The sequence below is a fragment of the Pseudomonas sp. B35(2017) genome, assembly GCF_002113645.1.
GTDB classification, from domain to species: Bacteria; Pseudomonadota; Gammaproteobacteria; order Pseudomonadales; family Pseudomonadaceae; genus Aquipseudomonas; species Aquipseudomonas ekonensis.
Genome location: NZ_NEIZ01000018.1, coordinates 95,159 through 121,298, shown reverse-complemented (window position 1 = coordinate 121,298; position 26,140 = coordinate 95,159). Strand labels below are relative to the sequence as shown.

The following is a 26,140-nucleotide window of genomic DNA, read 5'->3' as shown; positions in this document are numbered from 1 at the left end:
ACAGGATTCTCAGTCGTTCGCAGGCCTAGCGGACGGCCACAATACCTGCTGGCAATGGCGGTCGCCCTGCCAACACCGAGGCTGCATGTGTCGGCCTCATCGCTGGCAAGCCGAGTCGTCGCACCGCAGCTCCCACAGGTTTTGCGGTGTCCGCCATTTCTGCACTCACCCAAGATCCTGTGGGAGCCAGCCTGCTGGCGATGGGGCCGGCGCGGCCCCGGCGATTAAAACCCTTCCAGTTCCGCCATCAGGTCATTGAGCCGGTCCGCCTTGTCCGCGGTGATGTCGTTGGCCACCAGTCCTTCGATGTACTCGGCCAGCTCCGCCACCGTGCTGCACTCGAACATCGCCCGCAGCGGCACGTCCCGTTGCAGGGCCTTCTGCACCCGCGAGGCGATCTGCGTGGCCAGCAGCGAATGGCCGCCGAGCTCGAAGAAGTTGTCGCGTACGCCCACCTTCTCCACCTTCAGCACCTCGGCCCAGATGTCGGCCAGGGTCTGCTCCAGTTCGCTGCGCGGCGCCAGGTAGTCCTGGCTCTGCAACTGGCCGATCTCCAGCGCCGGCAAGGCCTTGCGGTCGAGCTTGCCGTTGGCGTTGAGCGGCAGGCGGTCCAGCCACAGCCAGTGCAGCGGCACCATGTACTCCGGCAATTCGGCGCGCAGGCGCTGCTTGATCCGCTCCAGCCGTTCGGCCGGGCTGAGTGCCGAATCGGCCGCCACCAGATAACCGACCAGGTGCTTGCCGTTGGCGCCCTCCTGCACGCCGACCGCGCCGTCGCGGACTTCCGGCTGCTCGTGCAGACGCGCCTCGATCTCGCCCAGTTCGATCCGGTAGCCGCGGATCTTCACTTGATGGTCGACCCGGCCGACGTACTCCAGCACACCGTCGCTGCGACGGCGGGCCAGGTCACCGGTGCGGTACAGCCGCTCGCCCGGCGCACCGAACGGGTTCGGCACGAACACCGGTGCGGTGCGCAGCGGATCGCTGACGTAACCACGGCCGACCCCGGTGCCCGCCACGCACAGCTCGCCCACGGCACCCAACGGCACCAGGTCCAGCGCACCGTCGAGCAGGTACAGCAGGTTATTGTCGGTCGGCGTGCCGATCGGCAGGTAACTGCCGCGGGTCGAGGCCAGGTCGACCCGGAAGAACGCCACGTCGTCCGAACATTCCGCAGGACCGTAGGCGTTCACCAGACCGATGTCCGGGTAACGCAGCAGCCATTGGTGCGCCAGCTCCGGCGGCATCGCCTCGCCGGTCGGCAGCATCCAGCGCAGGCCGTCCAGGCTCAGGCGGTCCGAGGCAAGCATGCCCTGGATCAGCGACGGCACGCTTTCCAGCACGGTGATGCCCTGCTGCTGCACGTGCACCAGCAAGCCTTGCGGATCGTGGGCGATGGTGTTCGGCACGATGTCCACCCGCGCGCCGAACAGCGGCGCGGCGAGGAACTGCCAGACCGAAATGTCGAAACTCTGCGAGGCGGTCTGGGCGATCACGTCGGCGTCGCTCAGGTTCAGGTACGGCACCTTGCTCAACTGGTTGTTGAGCATGCCGCGCTGCTCGACCATCACGCCTTTGGGCAGGCCGGTGGAGCCCGATGTGTAGATCACGTAGGCCAGGTTGTCCGGGCCGCTGTAGATGCCTGGGTCGGACGACGCTTGCGCGCCGGCCTGAACCTCTTCCCACACCAGCAGACGCGGACGGTTGGCGCAGCCGGACTCATCGAGCAAGGCTTGGGCCTGTTCGCGGCACGCCTCGCTGCACACCAGCACCGGCGTGCGGCTCAGTTCGATGATGCGGCTCAGGCGCTGGCTCGGCAGGCCCGGATCCAGCGGCAGGTAGCCGGCGCCGGCCTTGAAGCTGCCGATGATCATGCCCAGCAGGTCGAGGCTACGCTCGGCCAGCAGCGCCACCGGTTGATCCATCCGCACCCCGGCCGCGACCAGCGCGTGGCCGAGACGGTTGGCGCGCAGGTTCAGGTCGGCGTAGCTCTGGCGCTGGTCGAGGCAACTGGCGGCGATGCGCTGTGGGTGCGCCGCCACCTGCGCTTCGAACAGTTCGACGTAGCTCGTCTCCAGCGGATAGTCGTGGCCGCTCCGGTTGCAGCCGTGCAGCAGGAAGTCCTGCTCGTCGGCGCCCAGCAGCGGCAGGTCGGCCATGTCGCCATGGAAGCCGTCCACCAGCGCCAGCAGCAGGCGCTTGAACTCGCCGAGCATGCGCTCGACCGTCGATTCGTCGAAGTAGCGCTGGTCGTAGGACAGGTGCAGGCCGAGGTCGTCGCCCGGGTAGCACACCGCCGTCAGCGGGAAGTTGGTGTGGGTGCGGCCCGAGTCCGAGGTGGCGTTGAGGCTCTGCGCCCGATCCAGCACCGAGACCTCCACCGGGGCGTTCTCGAACACGAACAGGCTGTCGAACAGCGGCTGGCCCTTGGGCAGTTCGCTCTGCTCCTGGATGTTCACCAGCGGCAGGTATTCGTACTCGCGCAGCTGCATATTGCTGTCGAGCAGGCCATTGAGCCACTGGCGCACGCCGCAGCGCTGGTCGTCCGCCGGGATCTGCACCCGCAGCGCGATGCTGTTGATGAACAACCCCACGGTGCGCTGCATCTGCGGCATCTCCACCGGGCGGCCGGCCACGGTGACGCCGAACAGCACGTCACGGTCGCCGCTCAGGCGGCGCAGCACCAGCGCCCACGCCGCCTGGGCGAAGGTGTTGACGGTCAGCTGATGGGCCTGGGCCAGTTCGCGCAGACGCGCGCCGTCCTGCACATCGAGACGGGTGTAGCGGTCGCCGACGATCATGCCGCCGCTCTCGCCGGCGTGCTCACGCAGGAACGGCCGGTCGCTCGGGATCGGCGTGGTGCGCTCGAACCCTTGCAGGTTCTGCTGCCACCACTGGCGCGCTTCGGCCAGGCTCTGGCGCTGCAGCCAGCCGATGTAGTCGCGGTAGCGCGGCGGCACGGCCAGTTGCGCCTCGCGGCCTTCACCGAGGGCGGTGTAGATCTCGAAGAAATCGTTCATCAGCAGCGAGCGGCACCAGGCATCGATCAGGATGTGGTGGTTGCTCATCATGAACCAGTAGCGCGCCGCGCCGACCTTGATCAGGCGCAGGTGGAACGGTGCCTGGTTGAGCAGATCGAACCCGGCCTCGCGCTCGGCCTTGAGCAGCGCCTGGAGTTTCGGCTCCTGCTCGGCGTCGGCGACCGCGCTCCAGTCCAGGTACTCGATCGGCGTGCGGCCCGGGGTGTGGATCACCTGCAGCATGTCTTCGCCGACGTTCCAGCAGAACGAGGCGCGCAAGGCTTCGTGACGGGCCGCCACCGCTTGCCACGCCTGGGCGAAGCGCTCGGGGTCGAGCTCGCTGTTGATGCGGTAGCGATCCTGCATGTAGTACAGGCCGGTGCCCGGTTCGAGCAGGGTGTGCAGCAGCATGCCCTCCTGCATCGGGGTCAGCGGGTACACGTCTTCGATCTGCGCCGCCGGCACCGGCAACGCGTCGAGCTGGGCCTGGGTCAGCTGCGCCAGCGGGAAGTCGGACGGCGTCAGGCCGCCCGCGCCGTCCTGCAGGCAGTGGCCGATCAGGCTCTGCAGCTCGCCGATGTAAGCATCGGCCAGATCCTGGATGGTCTGCGGATCGTAGCGCTCGGCGCTGAAGGTCCAGCGCAGCTGCAACTCGCCGCCGGACACCTGGCCGTCGACGCTCAGCTCGTTCGGCAGCGGGGCCTGCGGATCGTGGGCGGCGCCGACCGGTTCGTCCACCGGACGGAACAGCGCGTCGTTGCCCAGGGTCTGGTCGAGCTGGCCGAGGTAGTTGAAGGTGACCGGCGCGTTCGGCAGCGCCGCCATGCTGTCGCGGCTGGTGCCGTCGGCCAGGTAGCGCAGCACGCCATAGCCCAGGCCCTTGTGCGGAACCGCACGCAATTGCTCTTTGATCGCCTTGATCGACGCGCCCTGGCCGGCCGCCTCTTCGATGCCGTGCGGGGTCAGGCGCAACGGGTAAGCACTGGTGAACCAGCCGACGGTGCGGGTCAGGTCGATGTCGTCGAACAGGGTTTCGCGGCCGTGGCCTTCCAGCTGGACGAGCGCCGACGGTTGGCCGCTCCAGCGGCACAGCACGCGGGCCAGCGCGGTCAGCAGCAGGTCGTTGACCTGGGTGCGGTAGGCGCTCGGCGCCTGTTGCAGCAACTGCCGGGTGCGCTCGGCATCCAGTTGCACATTGACGGTTTGCCCGTGACGGTTCTGGCGCCCGCCCTCGGGGTTCTCGCACGGCAGCCCGGCCACAGGACCTGCCAGTTGCGCTTGCCACCAGCCCAGTTCCTCACGCAGGGATTCGCTGCCGGCGTAGGCCTGCAGACGCGCCGCCCAGTCCTTGAAGGCGCTGGTCTTGGCCGGCAGGTTCACCGACTGCCCGGCATCGAGCTGTCGGTACACGGTCTGCAGGTCGTCGAGCAGCACGCGCCATGACACCCCATCGACCACCAGGTGGTGGATGGCGATGAACAGACGCTGCTGGCCTTCCGGCCCATCGACCAGCACCGCACGCAGCAGCGGCCCGTGTTCCAGGTCGAGGCTGCGCTGGGCGTCGGCGAACAGCGCGGCGCACTTGTCCATGGACGGCACGCGCACTTGCCACAGCACGGCAGCCTCGGTCAGCGGTTGATGGTTCACCTGCCATTCGCCATGGGCTTCGGTGAAGCGCAGGCGCAGGGCGTCGTGCTGTTCGATCACCGCCAGCAGCGCCTGCTCCAGGCGATGGGGTTCCAGCGCAATGGCAGGCGCCAGCAGCAACGCCTGGTTCCAGTGCTGGCGCTCGGTGATTTCCGTGTCGAAGAACCAATGCTGGATCGGCGTCAGGCGCGATTCGCCCGTCACCAGCCCTTGCTCGGCGGTCACGGTTTCGCTGCGGCTGGCCACAGCGGCCAGGGTCTGCACCGTCTGGTGCTGGAACAGGTCGCGCGGGCTGAAATGGATGCCCTGCTGCCGCGCACGGCTGACCACCTGGATCGACAGGATCGAGTCGCCGCCCAGTTCGAAGAAGTTGTCGTTGAGGCCGACCTGCGCAACGTTCAGAACCTCGCACCAGATCTGCGCCAGGGTCTGCTCCAGCTCGTTGCTCGGCGCCACGTAGTCCTGGCGGTTGAGCGCAGGGTCCGGTGCCGGCAAGGCGCGGCGGTCGAGCTTGCCGTTGGCGGTCAGCGGCATGCTGGCCAGCAGGATCAGGTGGGTCGGTACCATGTAGTCCGGCAGTTGTGCCTTGAGGTGCGCCTTGAGCGCTTCGCGCAGCGCGGCCTGATGCGTCTCGTCCCGTTCAGCCATGTCGGTGACGAGGTAGCCGACCAGTTGCTTGCCGCTCGGCGCGTCCAGCGCCAGCACCACGGCTTCGCGGATCGCCTCGTGATCCAACAGACGGGTTTCGATTTCCCCCAGTTCGATGCGGAAGCCACGGATCTTCACCTGATGGTCGATCCGGCCCATGTACTCCACCAGACCGTCGGCACCCTGGCGCACCAGGTCGCCGGTGCGGTACATGCGTCCGCCGTCGGCGGCGAACGGGTCCGCCACGAAGCGTTCGGACGTGATGCCCGCCCGCTCGTGATAACCCACGGCCAGGCCGGCGCCGCCGACGTACAGCTCGCCCGTCGCGCCTTGCGGCACCAGCGCCAGGTCGGCGTCGAGGATGTAGGCGACGCGGTCGCCGATCACGCTGCCGATCGGCACACTGCCGGCGCCCTCCTCCAGCATCTCCGGCGCCAGGCTCGCCAGCGGCATGACCACGGTTTCGGTGGGGCCGTAGGCGTTGAAGAACACGCTCGGCTTGAACGCGGCGCGGATCCGTTGCAGGTGCTCGCCGGTCAGCGCTTCGCCGCCGGTGATGATCATCCGCACCGGCAAAGTCTGGCTTTGCGTCGCCAGCCACTGCGCCAACTGGCTGCCGTAGCTTGGGGTGAAGCCGAGGATGCTGATGCGGTGCGCGCGGATCAGGCCGCAGATTTCCTCGGCGTCCCATTGCCCTTGGGCACGCAGCACCACGTGGGCGCCACTGAGCAGCGGCACCAGCAGACGCTCGGTGGCGGCGTCGAAGTTGATCGAATAGAAGTGCAGCTCGCAATCGTCCGGGCGCATGCCGAAGCGTTCGATCACGGCCTGGCAATGCATGGCGATCTCGCCGTGGGACACCACCACGCCTTTCGGCTTGCCGGTGGAGCCCGAGGTGTAGATCAGGTACGCCTGATGCTGCGGCAGGCTGATGAACGGCAGTTCGCCGGACGGCTGGCCGGCCAGCGCGGCGCTGTCGTCCTCCAGGCACCAGCGCGCCACCTTCGGCGGCAACTCGCCCAGGGCGGCGAACATCGCCCGGTCGCTGAGCAGCAGGCCGACGCCGCTGTCCTCGATCATGTAATGCAGGCGGTCGAGCGGGTATTCCGGATCCAGCGGCACATAGGCGCCGCCGGCCTTGAGGATCGCCAGCAGGCCGATGACCATCTCCAGCGACCGCTCGAGCGCCAGGCCGACCCGCACCTGCGGGCCGACGCCGCGCTCGCGCAGCGCCCAGGCCAGGCGGTTGGCGCGGGCGTCGAGCTCGGCGTAGCTCAGGGTCTGCCCGGCGAAGGTCAGGGCCGGCGCGTCTTTGCGCGCCAGCGCCTGCTCGGCGAACAGGTGATGGATGCACTGGTCGAGACGATGCTCGCCGGCCTCGACGCCGAGGCTGTCGAGCAGGCGCTGGCGCTCCGGCGCGTCCAGCAGCGGCAGTTCGCTGAGGGGCCGCTGCGGGTCGGCGATCAGCGCCTCCAGCAGGTTGCGCCAATGTCCGGCCATGCGGGCGATGGTCGGCTCATCGAACAGGTCGGTGCTGTAGGTCAGGCAGCAGCCCAGACGGTGGTCGAGGTCGGTGACTTCCAGGTTGAGGTCGAACTTGGTCGCCCGTGCGTCGTTGACCAGGTACTCGACGGTCATGCCGGCCAGGGTGCGGGTCTGCTGGAATTCCCAGCGCTGCACGTTGCACATCACCTGGAACAGCGGGTTGTAGGCGGCGCTGCGCGGTGGCTGCAACGCTTCCACCAAATGATCGAACGGCAGGTCCTGATGGGACTGGCCTTCGATCACGGTGTGGCGCACATGGTCGAACAGCTCGGCCACCGTCATCCGCCCGTCGAGCTGGCAGCGCAGCACCTGGGTGTTGAGGAATGCGCCGATCAGCCCTTCGCTTTCCGGGCGGATGCGGTTGGCCACCGGTGCGCCGATGCGCAGGTCGGTCTGGCCGCTGTAGCGGTAGAGCAAGGTGGCCAGCGCGGCGGTCATGGTCATGAACAGGGTCAGGCCGTTCTGCGCGTTGAAGGCGCGCACGCGGGCGGCCAGGTCATCGCTCAGGTCGAAGCGGAACAGTTCGCCCCGGTGGCTCTGCACCGGCGGACGCGGACGGTCGCCCGGCAGTTCCAGCAGCGGGTGTTCGCGGCCCAGCTGGGCGGTCCAGTAGTCGAGCTGACGCTGGCGTTCGCCGGACTCCAGCCACTGGCGCTGCCAGACGCTGTAGTCGAGGTACTGCACCGGCAGCGGTTCCAGCGGCGAGTCGCGGTCGTCGACGAACGCTTCGTACAGCGCGCTGAGTTCCCGGGCGAAGATGTCCATCGCCCAGCCTTCGGTGACGATGTGGTGCAGGGTCAGGACGAAGTAGTGCTCCTGCTCGGCGGTCTTGACCAGGCAGGCGCGCAGCAGCGGACCGGTTTCCAGGTCGAACGGCCGGTGTGCCTCTTCATCGGCCAGTTGCTGGACTTTCTGCTCGCAGACTTCGGCCGGGTGCTTGGAGAAATCCTTCCAGTCCATGCGCAGGCCGGTTTCGGCATGCACCTGCTGACGGGCCACGCCATCGACGCTCGGGAACGTGGTGCGCAGGGTTTCGTGACGCAGGATCAGCGCTTGCAGCGCCGCTTCGAAGCGCCCGACATCCAGCACCCCGCGCAGGCGCGCCATGCCGCCGACGTTGTACGCCGGGCTGTCCGGCTCCATCTGCCAGAGGAACCACATGCGCTGCTGCGAATAGGACAGCGGCACCGGCCGGCTGCGGTCGACCTTCTCGATCGGCGGCTGCTTGTTGGTGCGGCCGCTGGCCTGGATCAGGCGGATCTGCTCGGCGAAACCGCCGAGCTCGCTGTGCTCGAACAGCGCCCGCAGCGGCAGTTCGACGTCGCAGGCCTGGCGGGTGCGGGAAATGATTTGGGTGGCCAGCAGCGAATGGCCGCCGAGGGCGAAGAAATCGTCGCGCAGGCCGACCTGCGACAGGCCCAGCACCTCTCGCCAGATCGCGGCGATCTGGCGTTCCAGTTCGCTGACCGGTTCGACGTGCTCGCGCACCTGCCACTGCGGCTCGGGCAAGGCACGGCGGTCGAGCTTGCCGCTGGGGCTCAGCGGCATTTCGTCCAGGCGCATCAGTTGCGCCGGCACCATGTATTCCGGCAGTTCGGCGGCGAGGGCGGTTTTCAGGCGGGCGATTTGCGCCTCCTGGTCCTCGCTGGCATCGCCGGCGGTGAAGTAGCCGATCAGTTGCGGGCCGGCGGCGGTGTCGCGCACCAGAACGGCAGCCTGGGCGACGCCGTCCTGCGCCAGCAGGCGCGCTTCGATCTCTTGCGGCTCGACCCGGAAGCCCCGCAGTTTGACCTGCTGATCGAGGCGGCCGAGGTATTCGATCACACCGTCGTTCGTCCAGCGTGCCCGGTCGCCGGTGCGGTACAGGCGCGCGCCCGGCTCGCCCGACGGATCGGTCACGAAACGTTCGGCGGTCAGCGCCGGCCGCCCGAGGTAACCGCGGGCCAGGCCGATGCCGCTGATGCACAGCTCACCCGGCACCCCGGCCGGCACCGGGTTGAGGTCGCTGTCGAGCACCCGGCAGATCACGTTGCCCAGCGGGCGGCCGATCGGCGAACGCTCGCCGTCGGCCTCGCTGCACTGCCAGTGGGTGACGTTGATGGCGGTTTCGGTCGGGCCGTAGCGGTTGTGCAGTTGCGCAGCCGGCAGTTGCGCCAGCACGCGGTTGCGCAACTCCGCCGGCAGCGCTTCGCCGCCGGAGAACACCCGGCGCAGGCTGGTGCATTCGGCGCTCAGGGGTTCGTCGATGAACAGCGACAGCAGCGGCGGCACGAAGTGCAGCGTGGTCACGCCGTACTGCTGCACCAGTTCGGCGATGCGGTGCGGATCGCGGTGCTCGCCGGGGCCGGCGATCAGCAGGCGCGCGCCGGTGATCAGCGGCCAGAAGCATTCCCACACCGACACGTCGAAACTGATCGGCGCCTTCTGCATCAGCACGTCGCTGTCGTTCAGCTGATAAGTGGCCTGCATCCATTGCAGACGCTCGGCCAGGGCGCCATGGGTGTTGCCCACGCCTTTGGGCTGGCCGGTGGAGCCGGAGGTGTAGATCACGTAAGCAAGGTTGTCGCCGTGCAGGTGCAGGCCCGGCGCCTGGCTCGGCCAAGTGTCCAGGTGCAGGCTGTCCATGGCGATGACGCTGACGCCGTCGCAGGCCGGCAGGCGGTCGAGCAACGTGGTCTGGGTCAGCAGCAGCCCGACGCCGCTGTCGGCCAGCATGTAGGCCAGGCGTTCGGCGGGGTAGTCCGGATCCAGCGGCACATAGGCGCCGCCGGCCTTGATGATCGCAAGCAAGCCGATCAGCAACTGCGGCGAACGCTCGGCGGCGATGGCCACGCAGACGTCCGGGCCGACGCCCTTGTCGCGCAGGTAATGGGCCAGGCGGTTGGCGCGGGCGTGCAGCTCGGCGAGGTCGAGACTGCCGCCGTCCCACACCAGCGCGGTGCGTTCCGGGGTTTGCCGCACCTGCTCGTTGAGCAGCTCCGGCAGCCATTGCTGCGCGGCGGCGCACGGCGCGCTGCTCCACTCATCCTGGCGCGACAGTTCGTGGGCCGTCAGCAGTTGCAGGTCGCCGATGGCCGCTTGCGGGCGCTCGCAGGCATCGGCCAGCAGACGGGTGAAATGCTCCGCCAGGCGCTCGACGGTGGCGAGGTCGAACAGTTCGTCGGCGTAGTCGAACGACAGGGTCAGACGCCCGTTGCGGTCTTCCTCGCTGTGCAGCTGCAGGTCGAACTTGGCCTCGCGGCTGTGCCACGGCAGCTCTTCGGCGAGCAGGCCCGGCAGGCGCTTGAGTGCGCTCAGGTCGCGTTGCTGATGGTTGAACATGACCTGGAACAGGCCTTGCTCGCGGGCCTTGGGGAAGGCTTCGAGCAGTTGCTCGAACGGCAGGTCCTGGTGGGCCTGGGCGCCGAGCGCGGCCTCACGGGTGCGGGCCAGCAGTTCGCTGAACGGCAGGCGCGGCTCCACTTCGGCGCGCAGCACCTGGGTGTTGATGAAGAAGCCGATCAGGCCTTGGGTCTCCAGGCGCGGACGGTTGGCGTTGGGCACGCCGATGCGGATGTCGCGCTGGCCGCTGTAGCGGTGCAGCAGACTCTGGAACGCCGACAGCAACAGCATGAACGGTGTCGCCGCCTGAGCCTGTGCGGCGTTGCGCACCGCCTCGCTGAGGCTGACGCTCAGCCGCACGGTATGGCGGGCGGCGCTGCCGGCCTGACGGGCCGAGCGCGGGTGGTCGGTGGCCAGCTCCAGGGTCGGTTGCTCGTCTCCCAACTGCGCTTTCCAGTAGGCCAGTTGCCGCTCGCCTTCGCCCTGGGCCAGCCACTGGCGCTGCCAGTTGCCGTAGTCGGCGTAGCGGGTCGGCAGCGGCGCCAGCTCCGCCCGCTGGCCTTGGGACGCGGCGGCGTACAGGCGCGAGAACTCGTCGATCAGCACGTTCAGCGACCAGCCGTCGGCGATGATGTGGTGCAGCGTCACCAGCAGTAGGTGGTCTTCATCGTCGAGGCGGATCAGGGTCACCCACAGCAGCGGGCCCTTCTCCAGGTCGAACTGGGTGCACGCCTCGTCTTCGCGGATCTGCTGCGCACGGGCCTCGCGCTCGGCGCCCGGCAGGTCGCTGAGGTCGATCCGCTGCAGCTCGAACCCGCCGGCAGGCAGCACCTGCTGCAGGGCCACGCCGTCGCGCTCGAAGAAGCGGGTGCGCAGGGATTCGTGGCGCTCGACCAGTTGCTGGAAGCTGGCGTTCAGGGCGTCCTCATCGAGTTCGCCGCGCAGGCGCAGGCCGCCGGGAATGTTGTAGGCGCTGCTGTGCGGGTCGAGTTGCCAGGTGATCCACAGACGGTTCTGCGCCAAGGACTGCGGCAACACTTCGTGAAGCGGCAACGCGGTGATTTCGCCCTGGGCGCTGCCGCCGTCCTGTTGCTGCTGCGCCACGGCAACGGCGAACGCGCTCAGGGTCGGGGCTTCGAACAGCAGGCGCAGGTTGAGCTCCAGGCCCAGCGCTTCGCGCACCTTGGCGATCACCTGGGCGGCGGCGATGGAGTTGCCGCCGAGCAGGAAGAAATGGTCGTCGGCGTTGACCTGTTTGACATTCAAGTGTTCGGCCCAGATCTGGCCGATGCGCGCCTCAAGTTCAGAGGCCGAGGCAACCGGTGCCTGACCTTCTGCGGTCGCGGACGGGAACACCGCGTAGCTGTCGAGGCTGCCGTCGGCCAAGCGGTTACGGCATGCCGAGCGTTGCAGCTTGCCGCTGGAGGTCTTCGGCAATGCGCCCGGATTGAGCAGCACCACCACGCTCGGCGCTTCCTGATAGGCCTCGGCCACGGCCTGGCGGATCGCTTTGATCAGCGCCTCCGGCGGCAGGATTTTCTGTACGCTGCGGCTGATCTCCGCCGCGATGCCGATGCCCTCCTCGCCGTTCCGGGTGACCGCGAACGCCGCCACGCGGCCCTTGCGCACCACTTCCACTTCGTTCTCGACGGTCTTCTCGATGTCCTGCGGGTACAGGTTGTGGCCGCGCACGATCAGCATGTCTTTCAGGCGGCCGGTGATGAACAGCTCACCCTCGCGGAAAAAGCCCAGGTCGCCGGTGCGCAGCCAGGTCTGGCCGGCGTGCTGGACGAAGGTCTTGGCGGTGGCCTCGGGGTTGCGCCAGTAGCCGTGGGCGATGCTCGGCCCGGCCGCCCAGACTTCGCCGACGGCGTTGTCGGCCAGCTCTTGCAGGGTGACCGGATCGACGATCAGCACCGCGTGCTGCGGCTGGCTGATGCCGCAGCTCATCACCGGGCTGCCCTCTCCCGCTTCGGCGCGGTTCTGCGCCAGTGCCGCGTCGTCCACGCGCAGGGCCGGAATGCCCTGGCCGCGCGGCGTGCCGGCGACGAACAGGGTCGCTTCGGCCAAGCCGTAGGACGCCATGAAGCTGTCCTCGCTGAAGCCGCAGGCGGTGAATTTCTCGGCAAAACGCTCCAGGGTGTCGAGGCGGATCGGCTCGGAGCCGGAGTACGCCACGCGCCAGCGGCTCAGGTCCAGGCGCTCAAGCGCCGATTCGCTGACCCGCTCGCTGCACAGCCGGTAGGCGAAGTCCGGGCCGCCACTGATGGTGCCGCCGTATTGGCTGATCGCTTCGAGCCAGCGCAGCGGACGGCCGAGAAAGTACGCCGGCGACATCAGGATGCACGGCACGCCGCTGAAGATCGGCTGCAGCAGGCCGCCGATCAGGCCCATGTCGTGGTACAGCGGCAGCCAGCTGACGATCACATCGTCCGGGTTCACGTCGATGCCGAAGCCGTGGCGGATCAGCAATTCGTTGGCCACCAGGTTGCCGTGGCTGACCTGCACGCCCTTGGGCAGCGCGGTGGAGCCGGAGGTGTATTGCAGGAAGGCGATGTGGTCGCCAGGCAACACCGGCTCGACCCAGCGTTCGGCCAGCGCGTCGTCGAGGGTGTCGACGCACAGCAGCGGCGGCGCGCCTTCGATCTGCTGCAAGGCGTCGCGCAGGCCGGCGCTGGTCAGCAGCAGGCGCGGCTCGGCGTCGGCGATGATCGACAGCAGGCGTTCCTGGTGATGGCGCTTGGCAGACTCCGGCGGATAGGCCGGCACGGCGATGACGCCGGCATACAGGCAGCCGAAGAACGCCGCGACGTAATCCGGGCCGCTGGGAAACAACAGCACCGCACGCTCGCCGAACCCGGCCTCGGCCTGCAGCGCCGCGGCGATCGTGCGCGCACGCCGGTCGAGTTCGGCAAAGCTGAGCACCACGGCCTGTTCCTCGGATTCGGCGAGAAAGCGCAAGGCCAGCCGGTCCGGCGTCAGGGCCGCCCGGCGCTGAAGGGCTTGGACCAGGGTGCTGGGGAGTTCGAACGCGTCGGTCATGAGGTTTCCTGCCTGAATTCGGCTTGCTAGTGGAATCGGGTTCTGCGTCACGCCCGGCGAGGGCGTGCAGGGCGCGGTCTGTGCCGACCGCGCAAGGCATGGGAATGCTGTGTGGCCGGGGCTGCGTGCCCGGAACCATTCACCAATGAGAACGGATGACGTCTTGAAATAATTAGTCGGCAGGCTGGAACCCCCAATGGGGCCGGGAGAGGGGCAATCGCTGCGGCGGTGTGTCGCAGTTCTCGGTTTGCACCGTCATGGATCATTAGTTCTCTTTCTCAATTGACAATCATTATCATTCAACATAATTTGTCGCTCGATGTGTAGGACGGCCCCGTCCCCAGGCGTCCCACTAACCTATTGGCAGCAAGGTGATTTCCATGACGGAACAAGTATCCACAAGCAGGTGCGATTCACCGCTACTTCAGGCCTTCGTCGACAACCGACTGATCCTGGTCAAGATTGCAGCCCGAATCACCGGCTGCCGGTCACGTGCCGAAGATGTGGTGCAGGATGCGTTCTTCCGACTGCAGTCGGCGCCGCCGATCACGTCGTCGATCAAGGCGCAATTGAGTTATCTGTTCCAGATCGTGCGCAACCTGGCCATCGACCACTACCGCAAGCAGGCGCTGGAGCAGAAGTACGCCGGCCCCGAAGAGGAAGGACTGAACGTGGTCATCCAGGGCGCTTCGCCGGAAACCTCGCACATCAACTTCTCGACCCTCGAAAACATTGCCGATGCGCTGACCGAGCTGCCCAGCCGCACCCGCTACGCCTTCGAGATGTACCGCCTGCACGGCGTGCCGCAGAAGGACATCGCCAAGGAACTGGGCGTATCGCCGACCCTGGTCAACTTCATGATCCGCGACGCCCTGGTGCACTGTCGCAAAGTGTCGGGCAGCCGTCCCGCCATGGCCGCCCGCGGCTGACCGCACAAGCCTGCCCGCGAAAGCCTGCGGCCAGGCATCGCTGCACCGGCCGCCGATCTGCCTTCAACCAAGATCCCTGCGGGAGCCAGCCTGCCGGCGATGGCGTCACCGAAAACGCCATCGCCAGCCGTTGCTTGCGCAGGGATTTCGCTCACCTGCGGCAGCGGCAAAACCAGGCCCGGGAATCCCGGGCCCGCCCCTCACGCCAACGAACACCGGTCGAAGAACCGCTCACGCCCCAGAATCATCAGCGCCGCGCGCTTGTGCGGGAAATCGAATTCCTTTTCGCAGTGGAAGCACTGGTTGTGCATGTGGCCGATCATCTTCGCGTTGTCGGCACGCGGCTCGGCGACCACCCGCTGGGTGCGCGGATCGTCCAGGAACAGGTAATGCACCAGCGCCGACAGCCAGCTCGCCACCTTGTGCGGCCCGCGGTGGTTTTCCTCGCCGACCAGCATGTGGATGCCGCGGTCGTAGTTGTCCGCCTCGTAGAAAGGAGCGATCCGGTCTTCCTTGGCCCAATAGGCCTCGAAATAGGCGAACGGCTGATCGTCGAAGCAACCGATCAGGGTCAGGGTGTGCGGATCGGCATCGAGTTTGGTCAGGTACTCGCGGTGCTGTTCGAGCGTGCCCTCCTCCTGCCAGAAGCTGGCCACCCGCGGGCTGTTCTGCCAACGGTTGAAACGCGCCAGATCCCGTTCGATCTCCACGGTGCGCAAGGAAATCCACGCGCCCAGGCGCGCATCGAAACGCCGGTACACCTCGCCGCGGGGCTTGGGCGGACGAAGCGGATGGCGCTTGCCTTGGCTGATGACCATCTGCTGCGGGTAGCTGCCGGTCATCGATGCCCCCAGCCAGGGCTGCGGCAATTGCCAGAACAGCGTGCGTTCGCAGCGGTATTCGCCGGCGGTCTCGGTGGCCACCAGCAGGCCGCTGAGCAAGGCCTCGGTCGGCGGCTGCTCCAGTTGCCAGACCAGTTGCCGGCGTGCCGGGTCACGGGCGAACAGCCAATAGCAGGCCGCCCACAACGCTTGCCCCAGCGGCAGCGCAAAGCGCTCATCGATCCGGATCGGCCCCTGCAGCTCGATGTCGACGCGCAGGCGGATCAAGGGTTGTCCGTCCAGGCTCAGGCTCAGACGGCTTTCGGTGGCATCGGCTATCAATTGGCTGCCCGAAGGCAAGGCCAAGGCAACCAGATCATTCAGATTGGACATGGGTCGGGCTCACGGTAATCGTCGACAGTTCAACGATGGGACGTGAGCCGGGGCAGGAAATTTAGGCTGCAGGCAAAAACCTGCGGGTCAGGGGTGAGGCACCGGCACCACGGCGATCTTGTACGGATCGAAGATCTTCAGCATCTGCCCGTTGTCGCGCAGCCCTTGCAGCAGCTTGCCGAAGGTCTCACCGGTGATCGGCGCCACCGGTCGCAGGATGGCGTAGTGGTGGTAGATCTGGTCGATGCGCTGCGACACCAGCAGCTCGCCGCGCACCTTCTCGTTGCGCAGCAGGTAATCGCTCAGGTAGGAACGGGTAACCAGCGCGATGTCGGCGCGCCCGCGCAGCACCATCAGCAGGTTGCTGTCGTGGGAGTAGGTCAGCGTGGCGTTGTAGTTCTGCGCCAGGTACTTGGGGTCGGCATTGAAGTTGGCGAATTCGTAGTGGTAGCCGCTGTACAGCGCCAAACGCTTGCCGCCGAGGTCGGCGAAGTAGCTTTGCTGCCGCCCGGGCGCCTGCTGGGCGACGAATATCTCGGCGTCCTCCAGGCCCATGTCGACGCTGGTGTGGGGAATGTCCTTCCAGCCCCACTCGGGGTTCTCGAAGATGGCCATGTCGATCCGGCCTTGCTCGAAATCGCCGAAGCGCCGGGGAATCGACGTCGGCACCAGGACAAACTGATAGTCGCCCTGCAAGCGGTTCAGCGCCTCGACCAGTTGCGGCAGCAGGCCGGTGTCGGCCCCGTTCTCCGGGCGGATGGTGTACGGCGGAAAGTGCGCAGCGCCCACCCGCACCAATTGCGCCGCCTCAACCGGCAGCACCGAACACGCGAGCGCTGCGAGCAGAAACCCGGCGGCCTTGCGAACTGGCAAAGACTTCAAATCACCCCACTCCCCGAAAAAGAAACGTTCCCTGCATTCAAACTAGGCGTTTTCGCCCAGTTAGCCAGTTTCCCGGCCCCATAGAAAGCGCTCAGCGCTCTTCGAGCACCAGGATCAAGGCCTCTTCGGCCAACTGATCCAGGCTCAGGCCGCCGCCTTCGCGGAACCAGGTAGTGGTCCACGACAACGCCCCCGTGAGAAAACGTCGGGTCACGAACACGTCGCCGCGGATGAACCCGGCCGCCTTGGCTTCGCCCAGCACCTGCAGCCAGAGGGCCTCGTAGATGTCGCGCAGGGCCAGCACCCGCGCCTGGCCTTCGTCCGACAGCGAACGCCATTCATAGACCAGCACCGCCATGGCCTCGCCGCTGCCGCCCATGATGGACTGGAGTTCGCAGCGGATCAGCGCCAGCACCCGTTCGCGCACGTTGCCGGCCTCGGCCAGCGAGGCGCGCATCAGGGCGGTGTTGTAGCGGATGGTCTCTTCCATCACCGCCCGCAGGATCTCGTCCTTGCTCTTGAAGTGATGGAAGATGCTGCCCGACTGGATGCCCACGGCACCGGCCAGGTCGCGCACGGTGGTGCGTTCGTAGCCTTTGTTGCGAAACAGGTGGGCCGCCACTTGCAGCAGCTTGCCGCGGGCGCTGTCCGGGTCGGTCAACTGGCCTGCGTCGACCAGTTCACGCATGACCCCCAGGGCTTTTTGCTCGTCCACCCGTTCTCTCCTACAGTCGATCAGTCTGCTGCGCCGGGAAACGCAGGGTTGCGCGGGCAATTTAAGCCGCCGGCCGCGCCCAAGCAAGCGCTTGGGCGGAAGATGATTCCACTGTTTACAAACCAAGCGCTTGCTTGGTAGCCTCGACGCACTTCTGTCGCAGGTTCCTGAGTCGGAGACAACGATGCCAACTGTGCCCACCGCTATCCGCATCGGATGCGCCAGCGCCTTCTGGGGCGACACCTCGACCGCCGCCGAGCAACTGGTCAAGGGCGGACGCCTGGACTACCTGGTGTTCGACTACCTGGCCGAAATCACCATGTCCATCATGGCCGGCGCCCGCCTGAAAGACCCCCAAGCCGGCTTCGCCGGCGACTTCATCGACATCCTCACTCCGCTGTTGCCGCAGTTGGCGCAGCAGCGCATCCGCGTCATCAGCAATGCCGGCGGGGTCAACCCCACCGCGTGCGCCGCCGCGCTGCAGGCCGCCTGCGACCGGGCCGGCGTGGACCTGAAGATCGCCGTGCTGCTGGGCGATGACCTGCAACCGCAGTTCAAGGGGCTCGGCACCCAAGGCATCACCGAGATGTTCAGCGGCGCCCCGCTGCCGCCCCTGTGCGTCTCGACCAACGCCTACCTCGGCGCGCCGGGCATCGTCGAGGCCCTGCGCCTGGGCGCCGACATCGTCATCACCGGGCGGGTGGTCGACAGCGCCGTGGTCAGCGCGGCGCTGGTGCACGGCTTCGGCTGGTCGTGGCACGACTACGACCGGCTGGCCCAGGCCGCCCTGGCCGGGCACATCATCGAATGCGGCGCCCAGTGCACCGGCGGCAACTTCACCGACTGGCGCGAGGTGCCGGACTACGAGCACATCGGCTTTCCGATCGTCGAAGTCGGCGCCGACGGCCAGTTCACCGTCAGCAAGCCCGAAGGCTCCGGCGGGCTGGTGACGCCGCTGACCGTGGGCGAGCAGATGCTGTACGAGATCGGCGATCCGCAGGCCTATCTGCTGCCCGATGTGATCTGCGACTTCACCCAGGTCAAACTCCAGCAGCAAGGCAAGAACGCCGTCCGCGTGCACGGCGCCAAAGGCCTGCCGCCCAGCGGCAAGTACAAGGTCAGCGCGACGTATCCGGACGGTTTCCGCTGCACCGCCAGTTGCCTGATCGCCGGCCTCGATGCGGTGGACAAGGCGCGGCGGGTCAGCCAGGCGATCATCGGCAAGACCGCGCAGATGCTGGAGCAGCGCGGCTGGGGCCCCTACAGCGAAGTCAACGTCGAATTGCTGGGCAGCGAAGCCACCTACGGCCCCCACGGCCGGCGCCGCGACAGCCGCGAAGTGGTGATCAAGCTCGCGGTGCGCCACCCGAACAAGCAGGCGCTGGTGCTGTTCTCCCGGGAAATCGCCCAGGCCGCCACCGGCATGGCGCCGGGGCTGACCGGCATCGTCGGCGGACGGCCGACGGTGTATCCGCTGATCCGGCTGTTCTCGTTCCTGATCGACAAGGACGCCTGCACCCTGCAGGTCGACATCGCCGGCGAACGTCATCCCTGCACGTTGCCACCCCCGGACACCTTCAGCAGCGGCGACCTGCCCGTGCCCCACGAACCGCCCAAGCCCCAGGGCCGCGCCGACGCCAGCGTGCCGCTGGTGAAACTGGCCGTGGCGCGCTCCGGCGACAAGGGCGACCACAGCAACATCGGCGTGATGCCGCGCCGCCCCGAATACCTGCCGTGGATCGCCGAAGCGCTGACCCCGGCGGTGGTGGTGGACTGGATGGGCCATGTCCTCGACCCGATCCACGGGCGGGTCGAACGCTGGTACCTGCCTGGCACCCACAGCCTGAACTTTCTGCTGGAGAACGCCCTGGGCGGCGGCGGTGTGGCCAGCCTGCGGATCGACCCGCAAGGCAAGGCCTTCGCCCAGCAACTGCTGGAGATCCAGATCCCGGTGCCGCGAAGCATCGCCGAACAATTCGAATAAAAGGATGGCGCCATGGCTTACCGATCGATATTCAACGCCGGGCTGTTCGACGGCCAGACGGTCATCGTCACCGGCGGCGGCAGCGGCATCGGCCGCTGCACGGCCCATGAGCTGGCCGCCCTCGGGGCCACGGTGCTGCTGATCGGCCGCAAGCCCGAGAAGCTGCAGAAGGTCGCCGCCGAAATCACCGAGGACGGCGGCCGCGCACACTGGAAAGCCTGCGACATCCGCGACGAAGAAGCCGTGAAGGCAACGGTCGGCGAAATCATCCGCGAGCACGGGCCGATCCACGGCCTGGTCAACAACGCCGGCGGCCAGTACCCGTCGCCGCTGGCCTCGATCAATCAGAAAGGCTTCGAGACCGTGCTGCGCACCAACCTGGTCGGCGGTTTCCTGATGGCCCGGGAAGTGTTCAACCAGTCGATGGGCAAGCACGGCGGCAGCATCGTCAACATGCTCGCCGACATGTGGGGCGGCATGCCCGGCATGGGTCACTCCGGCGCTGCGCGCTCGGGCATGGAAAACTTCACCAAGACTGCCGCCTTCGAATGGGGCTGCGCCGGCGTGCGGGTCAACGCCGTGGCGCCGGGCTGGATCGCCTCCAGCGGCATGGACACCTATGAAGGCGCGTTCAAGGCCGTGATCCCGACCCTGCGCGAGCACGTGCCACTCAAACGCATCGGCACCGAATCAGAGGTCAGCGCAGCGATCGTGTTCCTGTTGAGCCCGGCCGCCGCGTTCATCAGCGGCAGCACCGTGCGCATCGACGGCGCCGCCAGCCTCGGCAACCGCGCCTGGCCGCTGCACAAGGCAAGCCACAGCGAACCGTTCAACGGCTTCCACCGCGCCTACCTGCCCGACGTGCTCAAGGACAAGGAATAAGCCATGCCGTCCATTCAGTCCCTTCTCGATCCCCACAGCGAAGCCTTCACCCGCAACCGCGCCGCGATGCTGGCCGCCGTCGAGCACGTGCAGCAGCTCGAACGCAACCTGCTGGACAAGGCCGCCGAAGCCAAGCCGAAATTCGACAAGCGCGGCCAGTTGCTGCCCCGCGAACGCCTCAACCTGCTGCTCGACCCCGGCTCGCCGTTCCTCGAACTGGCCAGCCTGGCCGGCTACAAGCTGCATGACGACAAGGACGGCAGCGCCGCCGGCGGCGGCCTGATCGCCGGGATCGGCCAGGTGTCCGGCGTGCGGGTGCTGGTGGTGGCCAACAACAGCGCGATCAAGGGCGGCACCATCTCCCCTTCCGGCCTGAAGAAATCCCTGCGCCTGCAACAGATCGCCCAGGAAAACAAACTGCCGGTGATCACCCTCGCCGAAAGCGGCGGCGCCAACCTCAACTATGCGGCGGAGATTTTCGTCGAAGGCGCGCGCAGCTTCGCCAACCAGGCGCGGATGTCGGCCATGGGCCTGCCGCAGATCACCGTGGTGCACGGCTCGGCCACCGCCGGCGGCGCCTACCAGCCGGGGCTGTCGGATTACGTGGTGGTGGTGCGGGGCAAGGCCAAGCTGTTCCTCGCCGGCCCTCCGCTGCTCAAGGCGGCCACCGGCGAAGTGGCCACGGACGAAGAACTGGGCGGCGCCGAAATGCACGCGCAGGTGGCGGGCACCGCCGAATACCTGGCGGAAAACGACGCCGACGGCATCCGTCAGGTGCGCGAGATCGTCAGCCTGCTGAACTGGAACGAACACCTGCCGTGGCGGCCCGCGCCGCCGTACAAGGAACCGCTCTACCCCATCGACGAACTGCTCGGCCTGATCCCGGACGACCCGAAGAAGCCCTATGACGTGCGCGAGATCATTGCGCGGATCGCCGACGAATCGCGCTTCCTGGAATTCAAGGGCGAGTTCGACTCGCAAACGGTCTGTGGCCACCTGAAGATCCAGGGCCGGGCCTGCGGCTTCATCGGCAACAACGGCCCGATCACCCCGGACGGCGCAAGCAAGGCGGCGCAGTTCATTCAACTGTGCGACCAGAGCCGCACGCCGTTGCTGTTCTTCCACAACACCACCGGCTTCATGGTCGGCACCGAGTCGGAACAGCGCGGGGTGATCAAGCACGGTTCCAAGCTGATCCAGGCGGTGGCCAACGCGCGGGTGCCGAAGCTGACCCTGGTCGTCGGCGGCTCCTACGGCGCCGGCAACTACGCGATGTGCGGGCGCGGCCTCGACCCGCGCTTCATCTTCGCCTGGCCCAACAGCCGCACCGCCGTGATGGGCGGCGCCCAGGCCGGCAAGGTGCTGCGCATCGTCACCGAAGCCCGGCAGCTCAAGGACGGTCTGGAGCCCGACCCGAAAATGCTCGACATGCTCGAACAGGCCACCGCGCAGAAACTCGACAGCCAGTCCACCGCCCTCTACGGCAGCGCCAACCTGTGGGACGACGGCCTGATCGACCCCCGCGACACCCGCATCCTGCTCGGCTACCTGCTGGACATCTGCCACGAGGCCGATCTGCGCACGTTGCAGCCCAACAGCTTCGGCGTCAGCCGGTTCTGACCCCCAACGGATCCTGAGGAGAACAACAACAATGATCTTCACCCCGGAACACGAAGCCCTGCGCCGCACCGTGCGCCAGTTCGTCGAACACGAGATCAACCCCCACGTCGAGGAATGGGAAAGGGCCGGACGCTTCCCGATCCACGAGATCTTCCGCAAGGCCGGCGAGCTGGGCCTGCTGGGCATCTCCAAGCCGGAGAAGTTCGGCGGCATGGGGCTGGACTACAGCTATTCGATCGTCGCCGCCGAAGAGTTCGGCACCATCCATTGCGGCGGCATCCCGATGTCCATCGGCGTGCAGACCGACATGTGCACCCCGGCCCTGGCCCGCTTCGGCTCCGATGAGCTGCGCGAGCAGTTCCTGCGCCCGGCCATCAGCGGCGAACAGGTGGGCTGCATCGGCGTCTCGGAGGTCGGCGCCGGGTCCGACGTCGCCGGGCTCAAGACCACCGCCCGCAAGGACGGCGACGACTACGTGATCAACGGCAGCAAGATGTGGATCACCAACTCGCCGAGCGCCGACTTCATCTGCCTGCTGGCCAACACCTCGGACGACAAGCCCCACGTCAACAAATCCCTGATCATGGTGCCGATGGACACGCCCGGTATCAGCCTCAGCCCGCACCTGGACAAACTCGGCATGCGCAGCTCGGAGACCGCCCAGGTGTTCTTCGACGACGTGCGCGTGCCGCAGCGCAACCGCATCGGCCACGAAGGCGCCGGGTTCATGATGCAGATGCTGCAGTTCCAGGAAGAACGCCTGTTCGGCGCGGCGAACATGATCAAGGGGCTGGAGTATTGCGTCGACAGCACCATCGAGTACTGCAAGGAACGCAAGACCTTCGGCAACGCGCTGATCGACAACCAGGTGATCCACTTCCGCCTCGCTGAGCTGCAGACCGAAATCGAATGCCTGCGGGCACTGGTCTACCAGGCCACCGAACAGTACGTGAAAGGTCAGGACGTCACCCGCCTGGCGTCGATGGCCAAGCTCAAGGCCGGGCGCCTCGGGCGCGAGGTCAGCGACAGCTGCCTGCAGTACTGGGGCGGCATGGGCTACATGTGGGACAACCCGGTGGCCCGCGCCTACCGCGACGTGCGGCTGGTGTCGATCGGCGGCGGCGCCGACGAGATCATGCTGGGGATCATCTGCAAGCTGATGGGCATCCTGCCGGGGAAACGCCCATGAGCGCCCTGCCCGATTGCGCGACGCTGCTGCTGGAGCCGCACAACGGCGTGCTGCACATCACCCTCAACCGCCCCGACAGCCGCAATGCCATGAGCCTGCAGATGGTCGCCGAACTGCGCGCCGCACTGGCGGCGGTGCGGGACGACCGCAGCGTGCGGGCGATCGTGCTCAGCGGCGCCGGCGGCCATTTCTGCGCCGGCGGCGACATCAAGGACATGGCCAACGCCCGCGCACAAGGCGGCCAAGCCTACCGCGACCTGAACCGTGCGTTCGGCGCCCTGCTGCAAGAGGCCCAGCACGTGCCGCAAGTGCTGATCACCGTGCTGCAAGGCGCCGTGCTGGGCGGCGGTTTCGGCCTGGCCTGCGTCAGCGACATCGCCATGGCCGACCATCAGGCCCAGTTCGGCCTGCCGGAAACCAGCCTCGGCCTGCTGCCGGCGCAGATCGCACCGTTCGTGGTGCAGCGCATCGGCCTCACCGAAACCCGGCGCCTGGCCCTGACCGCCGCCCGCTTCGACGGCCACCAGGCCCGGCGCATGGGGCTGGTGCACTTCGTCGAGCAGGATCCGCAGGCCCTGGCCGAGCGGCTGGATGAAGTGCTCGAGCACGTGCTGTGCTGCGCCCCGGAAGCGAACGCCATGACCAAAAAACTATTGCTGGCCAGCGCCGGGCAACCTGGCACCGAGTTGCTGGACGAAGCGGCGCAATGGTTCAGCGAGGCGGTGACCGGCGCCGAAGGCACCGAAGGCACGTTGGCCTTCCTGCAAAAGCGCAAGCCGAAGTGGGCGACTTGAACCACGCTCCCGCCGTGCCGACCTGCACCGCAAACCCATGTGGGAGCGCGCCTGCTTGCGATGAGGCCCGCCCTTCCAACGCGACATTCCAGGGAAAACCGTCATGCCCGCCCTCCACAAGATCCTGATCGCCAACCGCGGCGAGATCGCCTGCCGGATCCAGCGCACCGCCCAGTCCCTCGGCTATCGCACGGTGGCGGTGTTCAGCGACGCCGACGCCAACGCCCTGCATGTGCAGATGGCCGACCAGGCCGTGCACATCGGTCCTGCGCCGGTGCAGCAGTCTTACCTGAACATCGCCGCGATCCTCGACGCGGCCCGGCGCAGCGGCGCCGATGCGGTGCATCCCGGCTACGGCTTCCTTTCGGAGAACGCCGACTTCGCCCGGGCCTGCGAACAGGCCGGCCTGACCTTCATCGGCCCGGACGCCGACGCCATCGAACTGATGGGCAGCAAGCGCCGCTCGAAAATCGCCATGCTCGCCGCCGGCGTCCCCTGCGTCGCCGGCTACCAAGGCGCGGAACAGGACGACGCCACGCTGCTGCGCGAAGCCGAGCGCATCGGCTATCCGCTGATGATCAAGGCCAGCGCCGGCGGCGGCGGACGCGGCATGCGCCTGGTGGAGGACGCGCAAGCGCTGCCCGCGCAACTGCGCACCGCCCGCTCCGAAGCGCTCAACGCCTTCGGCAGCGACGAGCTGATCCTGGAACAGGCGCTGGTGGAGCCGCGCCACGTCGAGTTTCAAGTGTTCGGTGACCGCCACGGCCACCTGATCCACCTGGGCGAACGCGATTGCTCGGTCCAGCGCCGCCATCAGAAGGTCATCGAAGAAGCCCCTTGCCCGGTGATGACCCCGGCCCTGCGCGAAGCCATGGGCGCGGCGGCGATCAAGGCCGCACGCGCCGTCGACTACGTGGGGGCCGGCACCGTGGAGTTTCTGCTCGACGCCCAGGGGCGCTTCTACTTTCTGGAGATGAACACCCGGTTGCAGGTCGAGCACCCGGTGACCGAACTCATCACCGGACAAGACCTGGTGGCCTGGCAATTGGCGGTCGCCGAGGGCCGGCCGCTGCCGCTGACCCAGGAACAGGTCAGGCTCGACGGCCATGCGATGGAGGTGCGCCTGTATGCCGAAGACCCGGCACAGGGCTTTCTGCCGCAGACCGGGCGCGTCCTGGCCTGGGAGCCGGCGCTGGGGCACGGTGCGCGCATCGATCACGGCCTGACGGAAAACCGGCTCATCAGCCCCTTCTACGACCCGATGCTCGGCAAACTGATCGCCCATGGCGCCACGCGGGAAGAGGCGCGGCGCAAGTTGCTGCGGGCGGTGCAGGACAGCGTGCTGCTCGGCGTGCACAGCAACCAGCGCCTGCTGGCCGGCCTGCTGCAGCACCCGCAGTTCATCGACGGCCGTTTCGACACCGGGTTCATCCCCCGGCATTTCACCGATCACCCCTGCCTGCGGCCGCAGACGCCGGGCGCCGAGGAACTGGCCATCGCCACCGTGCTGTTCCATCGGCGCAGCGCCCAGGCGCATCGCCCGGCGCTGGCCGACTGGCGCAACAACACGGGCGTGGCGGTCGGCTACCGGCTCGGCCTGGAGGAACAGACCTGGAACGTGCAACTGCTGGCCGGCCCCGGTGGCCGGTTTGAGGTCGAGACGCCCGGACGCCGCCTCCAGGCGATACTCGTCGAACAGGACGAACGCCACGTGACGCTGCAGATCGACGGCCTGCGCCAGCGCCATGCCTATCGCCTGGAGGACGAGCGGCTCTGGCTGTTCACCGACGCCTGCAGCCTGTGCCTGGCGGATCGAACTCATGCGGTGATCGACAGTCAGACCAGCGTCGGTTCCGGCACGCTGAAGGCACCCATGGACGGCGCCATCGTCGACGTGCTGGTCAGCGAGGGCAGCCCGGTCAGCAAGGGGCAGCTGCTGGTGGTGCTGGAGGCGATGAAAATGGAGCACCCGCTCAAGGCCGGCATCGACGGCGTGCTCAAGCGGGTGCAGGTCAAGGTCGGCGATCAGGTGAAGAATCGTCAGGTTCTGTTGCAGGTCGAGTGAGTCGCCAGGCGCATCCGCAGGGTTTGGCTACGCTCTGAACTATCGGAACGTACACATCAGGAACCCTGCGATGCCCCATTGGCTGGTCATTGATCTGGAAGCCACCACCGACGAGGGTGGCTGGCCGGTTACGGAAATGGAGATCATCGAGATCGGCGCCACCCTGGTCGACCGCGCCGGCCGCGAGCGCGATCACTTCCAGCGCTTCGTCAAACCGCTGCGCCGGCCCTTGCTGACGCCGTTCTGCCGCGAACTCACCCACATCACCCAGGCCAACATCGATTCGGCGCAGATCTTGAGCGAGGTCTGGCCGGCCTTCGAACGCTGGCTCGGCCAGCACCGCACGCGCCTGGAAGGCTGGGCCAGCTGGGGCGACTACGACCGCAAGCAGCTGCTCCAGGAATGGCAGCGCCTGCAACTCGACAGCGCCCTGAGCCAGGTGCCGCACATGAACCTCAAGCAGCGCTTCGCCAAGGCCCGGCGCCTGGAACGGCCCCTGGGGCTCAACGGCGCCCTGCAACTGGCCGGCCTGCAGTTCAGTGGCCAGCAGCACCGGGCCCTGGAAGACGCCCGCAACACCGCCCGTTTGCTGCCGCTGGTGCTGCCGCTTTAGACAGATGACGGCGTCGGATGCCTTGTGCAT

12 protein-coding genes are annotated in these 26,140 nt (G+C 67.4%); 8 read left to right on the top strand and 4 right to left on the bottom strand.

Annotated elements, in window-relative coordinates:
- Positions 1-224: 224 nt before the first annotated feature.
- Positions 225-13,223, bottom strand: a complete 12,999-nt coding sequence (locus CAG41_RS23640) for a non-ribosomal peptide synthetase (RefSeq protein WP_085707533.1) — start codon at positions 13,221-13,223, stop codon at positions 225-227.
- A gap of 380 nt (positions 13,224-13,603) precedes the next feature.
- On the opposite strand from CAG41_RS23640, the gene CAG41_RS23635 reads away from it, so the two are divergent.
- Positions 13,604-14,152 carry an RNA polymerase factor sigma-70 gene (locus tag CAG41_RS23635; protein ID WP_085577927.1) on the top strand — a complete coding sequence of 183 codons (549 nt, stop codon included), beginning with the start codon at positions 13,604-13,606 and terminating at the stop codon, positions 14,150-14,152.
- A gap of 200 nt (positions 14,153-14,352) precedes the next feature.
- Here the strand turns inward: CAG41_RS23635 and CAG41_RS23630 are convergent, their stop codons facing one another.
- The 3 genes from CAG41_RS23630 to CAG41_RS23620 form a co-directional block, all read right to left on the bottom strand.
- A complete protein-coding gene (locus CAG41_RS23630) occupies positions 14,353-15,366 on the bottom strand; it encodes a GNAT family N-acetyltransferase (RefSeq protein WP_085656870.1) in 1,014 nt (337 codons plus the stop codon).
- Between the two features lie 87 nt (positions 15,367-15,453).
- Positions 15,454-16,248 (bottom strand): ABC transporter substrate-binding protein, encoded by a 795-nt coding sequence (locus CAG41_RS23625; RefSeq protein ID WP_085577929.1) that lies wholly within the window; start codon positions 16,246-16,248, stop codon positions 15,454-15,456.
- Positions 16,249-16,339: 91 nt separating this feature from the next.
- The gene (locus CAG41_RS23620) at positions 16,340-16,963 is read right to left on the bottom strand and encodes a TetR/AcrR family transcriptional regulator (protein ID WP_085577930.1); all 624 of its coding nucleotides are present in this window, start codon (positions 16,961-16,963) and stop codon (positions 16,340-16,342) included.
- A gap of 184 nt (positions 16,964-17,147) precedes the next feature.
- Here CAG41_RS23620 and CAG41_RS23615 point away from each other — a divergent pair, with 184 nt between their 5' ends.
- The 7 genes from CAG41_RS23615 (at position 17,148) to CAG41_RS23585 (ending at position 26,110) form a co-directional block, all read left to right on the top strand.
- Complete coding sequence (locus tag CAG41_RS23615) at positions 17,148-18,947, top strand: acyclic terpene utilization AtuA family protein (protein WP_371917486.1); 1,800 nt, start codon at positions 17,148-17,150, stop codon at positions 18,945-18,947.
- Between the two features lie 12 nt (positions 18,948-18,959).
- Positions 18,960-19,829 carry an SDR family oxidoreductase gene (locus CAG41_RS23610; RefSeq protein ID WP_085629858.1) on the top strand — a complete coding sequence of 290 codons (870 nt, stop codon included), beginning with the start codon at positions 18,960-18,962 and terminating at the stop codon, positions 19,827-19,829.
- Between the two features lie 3 nt (positions 19,830-19,832).
- The gene (gene atuC, locus CAG41_RS23605) at positions 19,833-21,449 is read left to right on the top strand and encodes a geranyl-CoA carboxylase subunit beta (protein WP_085629856.1); all 1,617 of its coding nucleotides are present in this window, start codon (positions 19,833-19,835) and stop codon (positions 21,447-21,449) included.
- Positions 21,450-21,480: 31 nt separating this feature from the next.
- Positions 21,481-22,638 carry a citronellyl-CoA dehydrogenase gene (gene atuD / locus CAG41_RS23600; RefSeq protein WP_085640448.1) on the top strand — a complete coding sequence of 386 codons (1,158 nt, stop codon included), beginning with the start codon at positions 21,481-21,483 and terminating at the stop codon, positions 22,636-22,638.
- Positions 22,635-23,432, top strand: a complete 798-nt coding sequence (locus CAG41_RS23595; RefSeq protein WP_085707532.1) for an enoyl-CoA hydratase/isomerase family protein — start codon at positions 22,635-22,637, stop codon at positions 23,430-23,432. The genes atuD and CAG41_RS23595 overlap by 4 nt, the downstream gene beginning before the upstream one ends.
- A 103-nt stretch (positions 23,433-23,535) precedes the next feature.
- Complete coding sequence (locus tag CAG41_RS23590) at positions 23,536-25,497, top strand: acetyl/propionyl/methylcrotonyl-CoA carboxylase subunit alpha (protein WP_085707531.1); 1,962 nt, start codon at positions 23,536-23,538, stop codon at positions 25,495-25,497.
- Positions 25,498-25,567: 70 nt separating this feature from the next.
- On the top strand, positions 25,568-26,110 hold the full coding sequence (locus tag CAG41_RS23585; RefSeq protein ID WP_085707530.1) for an exonuclease domain-containing protein: 543 nt from the start codon (positions 25,568-25,570) through the stop codon (positions 26,108-26,110).
- The last annotated feature ends 30 nt before the right edge of the window (positions 26,111-26,140 follow it).

Coding starts and splice junctions, on each gene's coding strand:
- CAG41_RS23640 (WP_085707533.1), bottom strand. CDS start 13,223: ATGACCGACGCGTTCGAACTCCCCAGCACCCTGGTCCAAGCCCTTCAG.
- CAG41_RS23615 (WP_371917486.1), top strand. CDS start 17,148: ATGCCAACTGTGCCCACCGCTATCCGCATCGGATGCGCCAGCGCCTTC.
- CAG41_RS23635 (WP_085577927.1), top strand. CDS start 13,604: ATGACGGAACAAGTATCCACAAGCAGGTGCGATTCACCGCTACTTCAG.
- atuD (WP_085640448.1), top strand. CDS start 21,481: ATGATCTTCACCCCGGAACACGAAGCCCTGCGCCGCACCGTGCGCCAG.
- CAG41_RS23610 (WP_085629858.1), top strand. CDS start 18,960: ATGGCTTACCGATCGATATTCAACGCCGGGCTGTTCGACGGCCAGACG.
- CAG41_RS23585 (WP_085707530.1), top strand. CDS start 25,568: ATGCCCCATTGGCTGGTCATTGATCTGGAAGCCACCACCGACGAGGGT.
- CAG41_RS23630 (WP_085656870.1), bottom strand. CDS start 15,366: ATGTCCAATCTGAATGATCTGGTTGCCTTGGCCTTGCCTTCGGGCAGC.
- atuC (WP_085629856.1), top strand. CDS start 19,833: ATGCCGTCCATTCAGTCCCTTCTCGATCCCCACAGCGAAGCCTTCACC.
- CAG41_RS23590 (WP_085707531.1), top strand. CDS start 23,536: ATGCCCGCCCTCCACAAGATCCTGATCGCCAACCGCGGCGAGATCGCC.
- CAG41_RS23595 (WP_085707532.1), top strand. CDS start 22,635: ATGAGCGCCCTGCCCGATTGCGCGACGCTGCTGCTGGAGCCGCACAAC.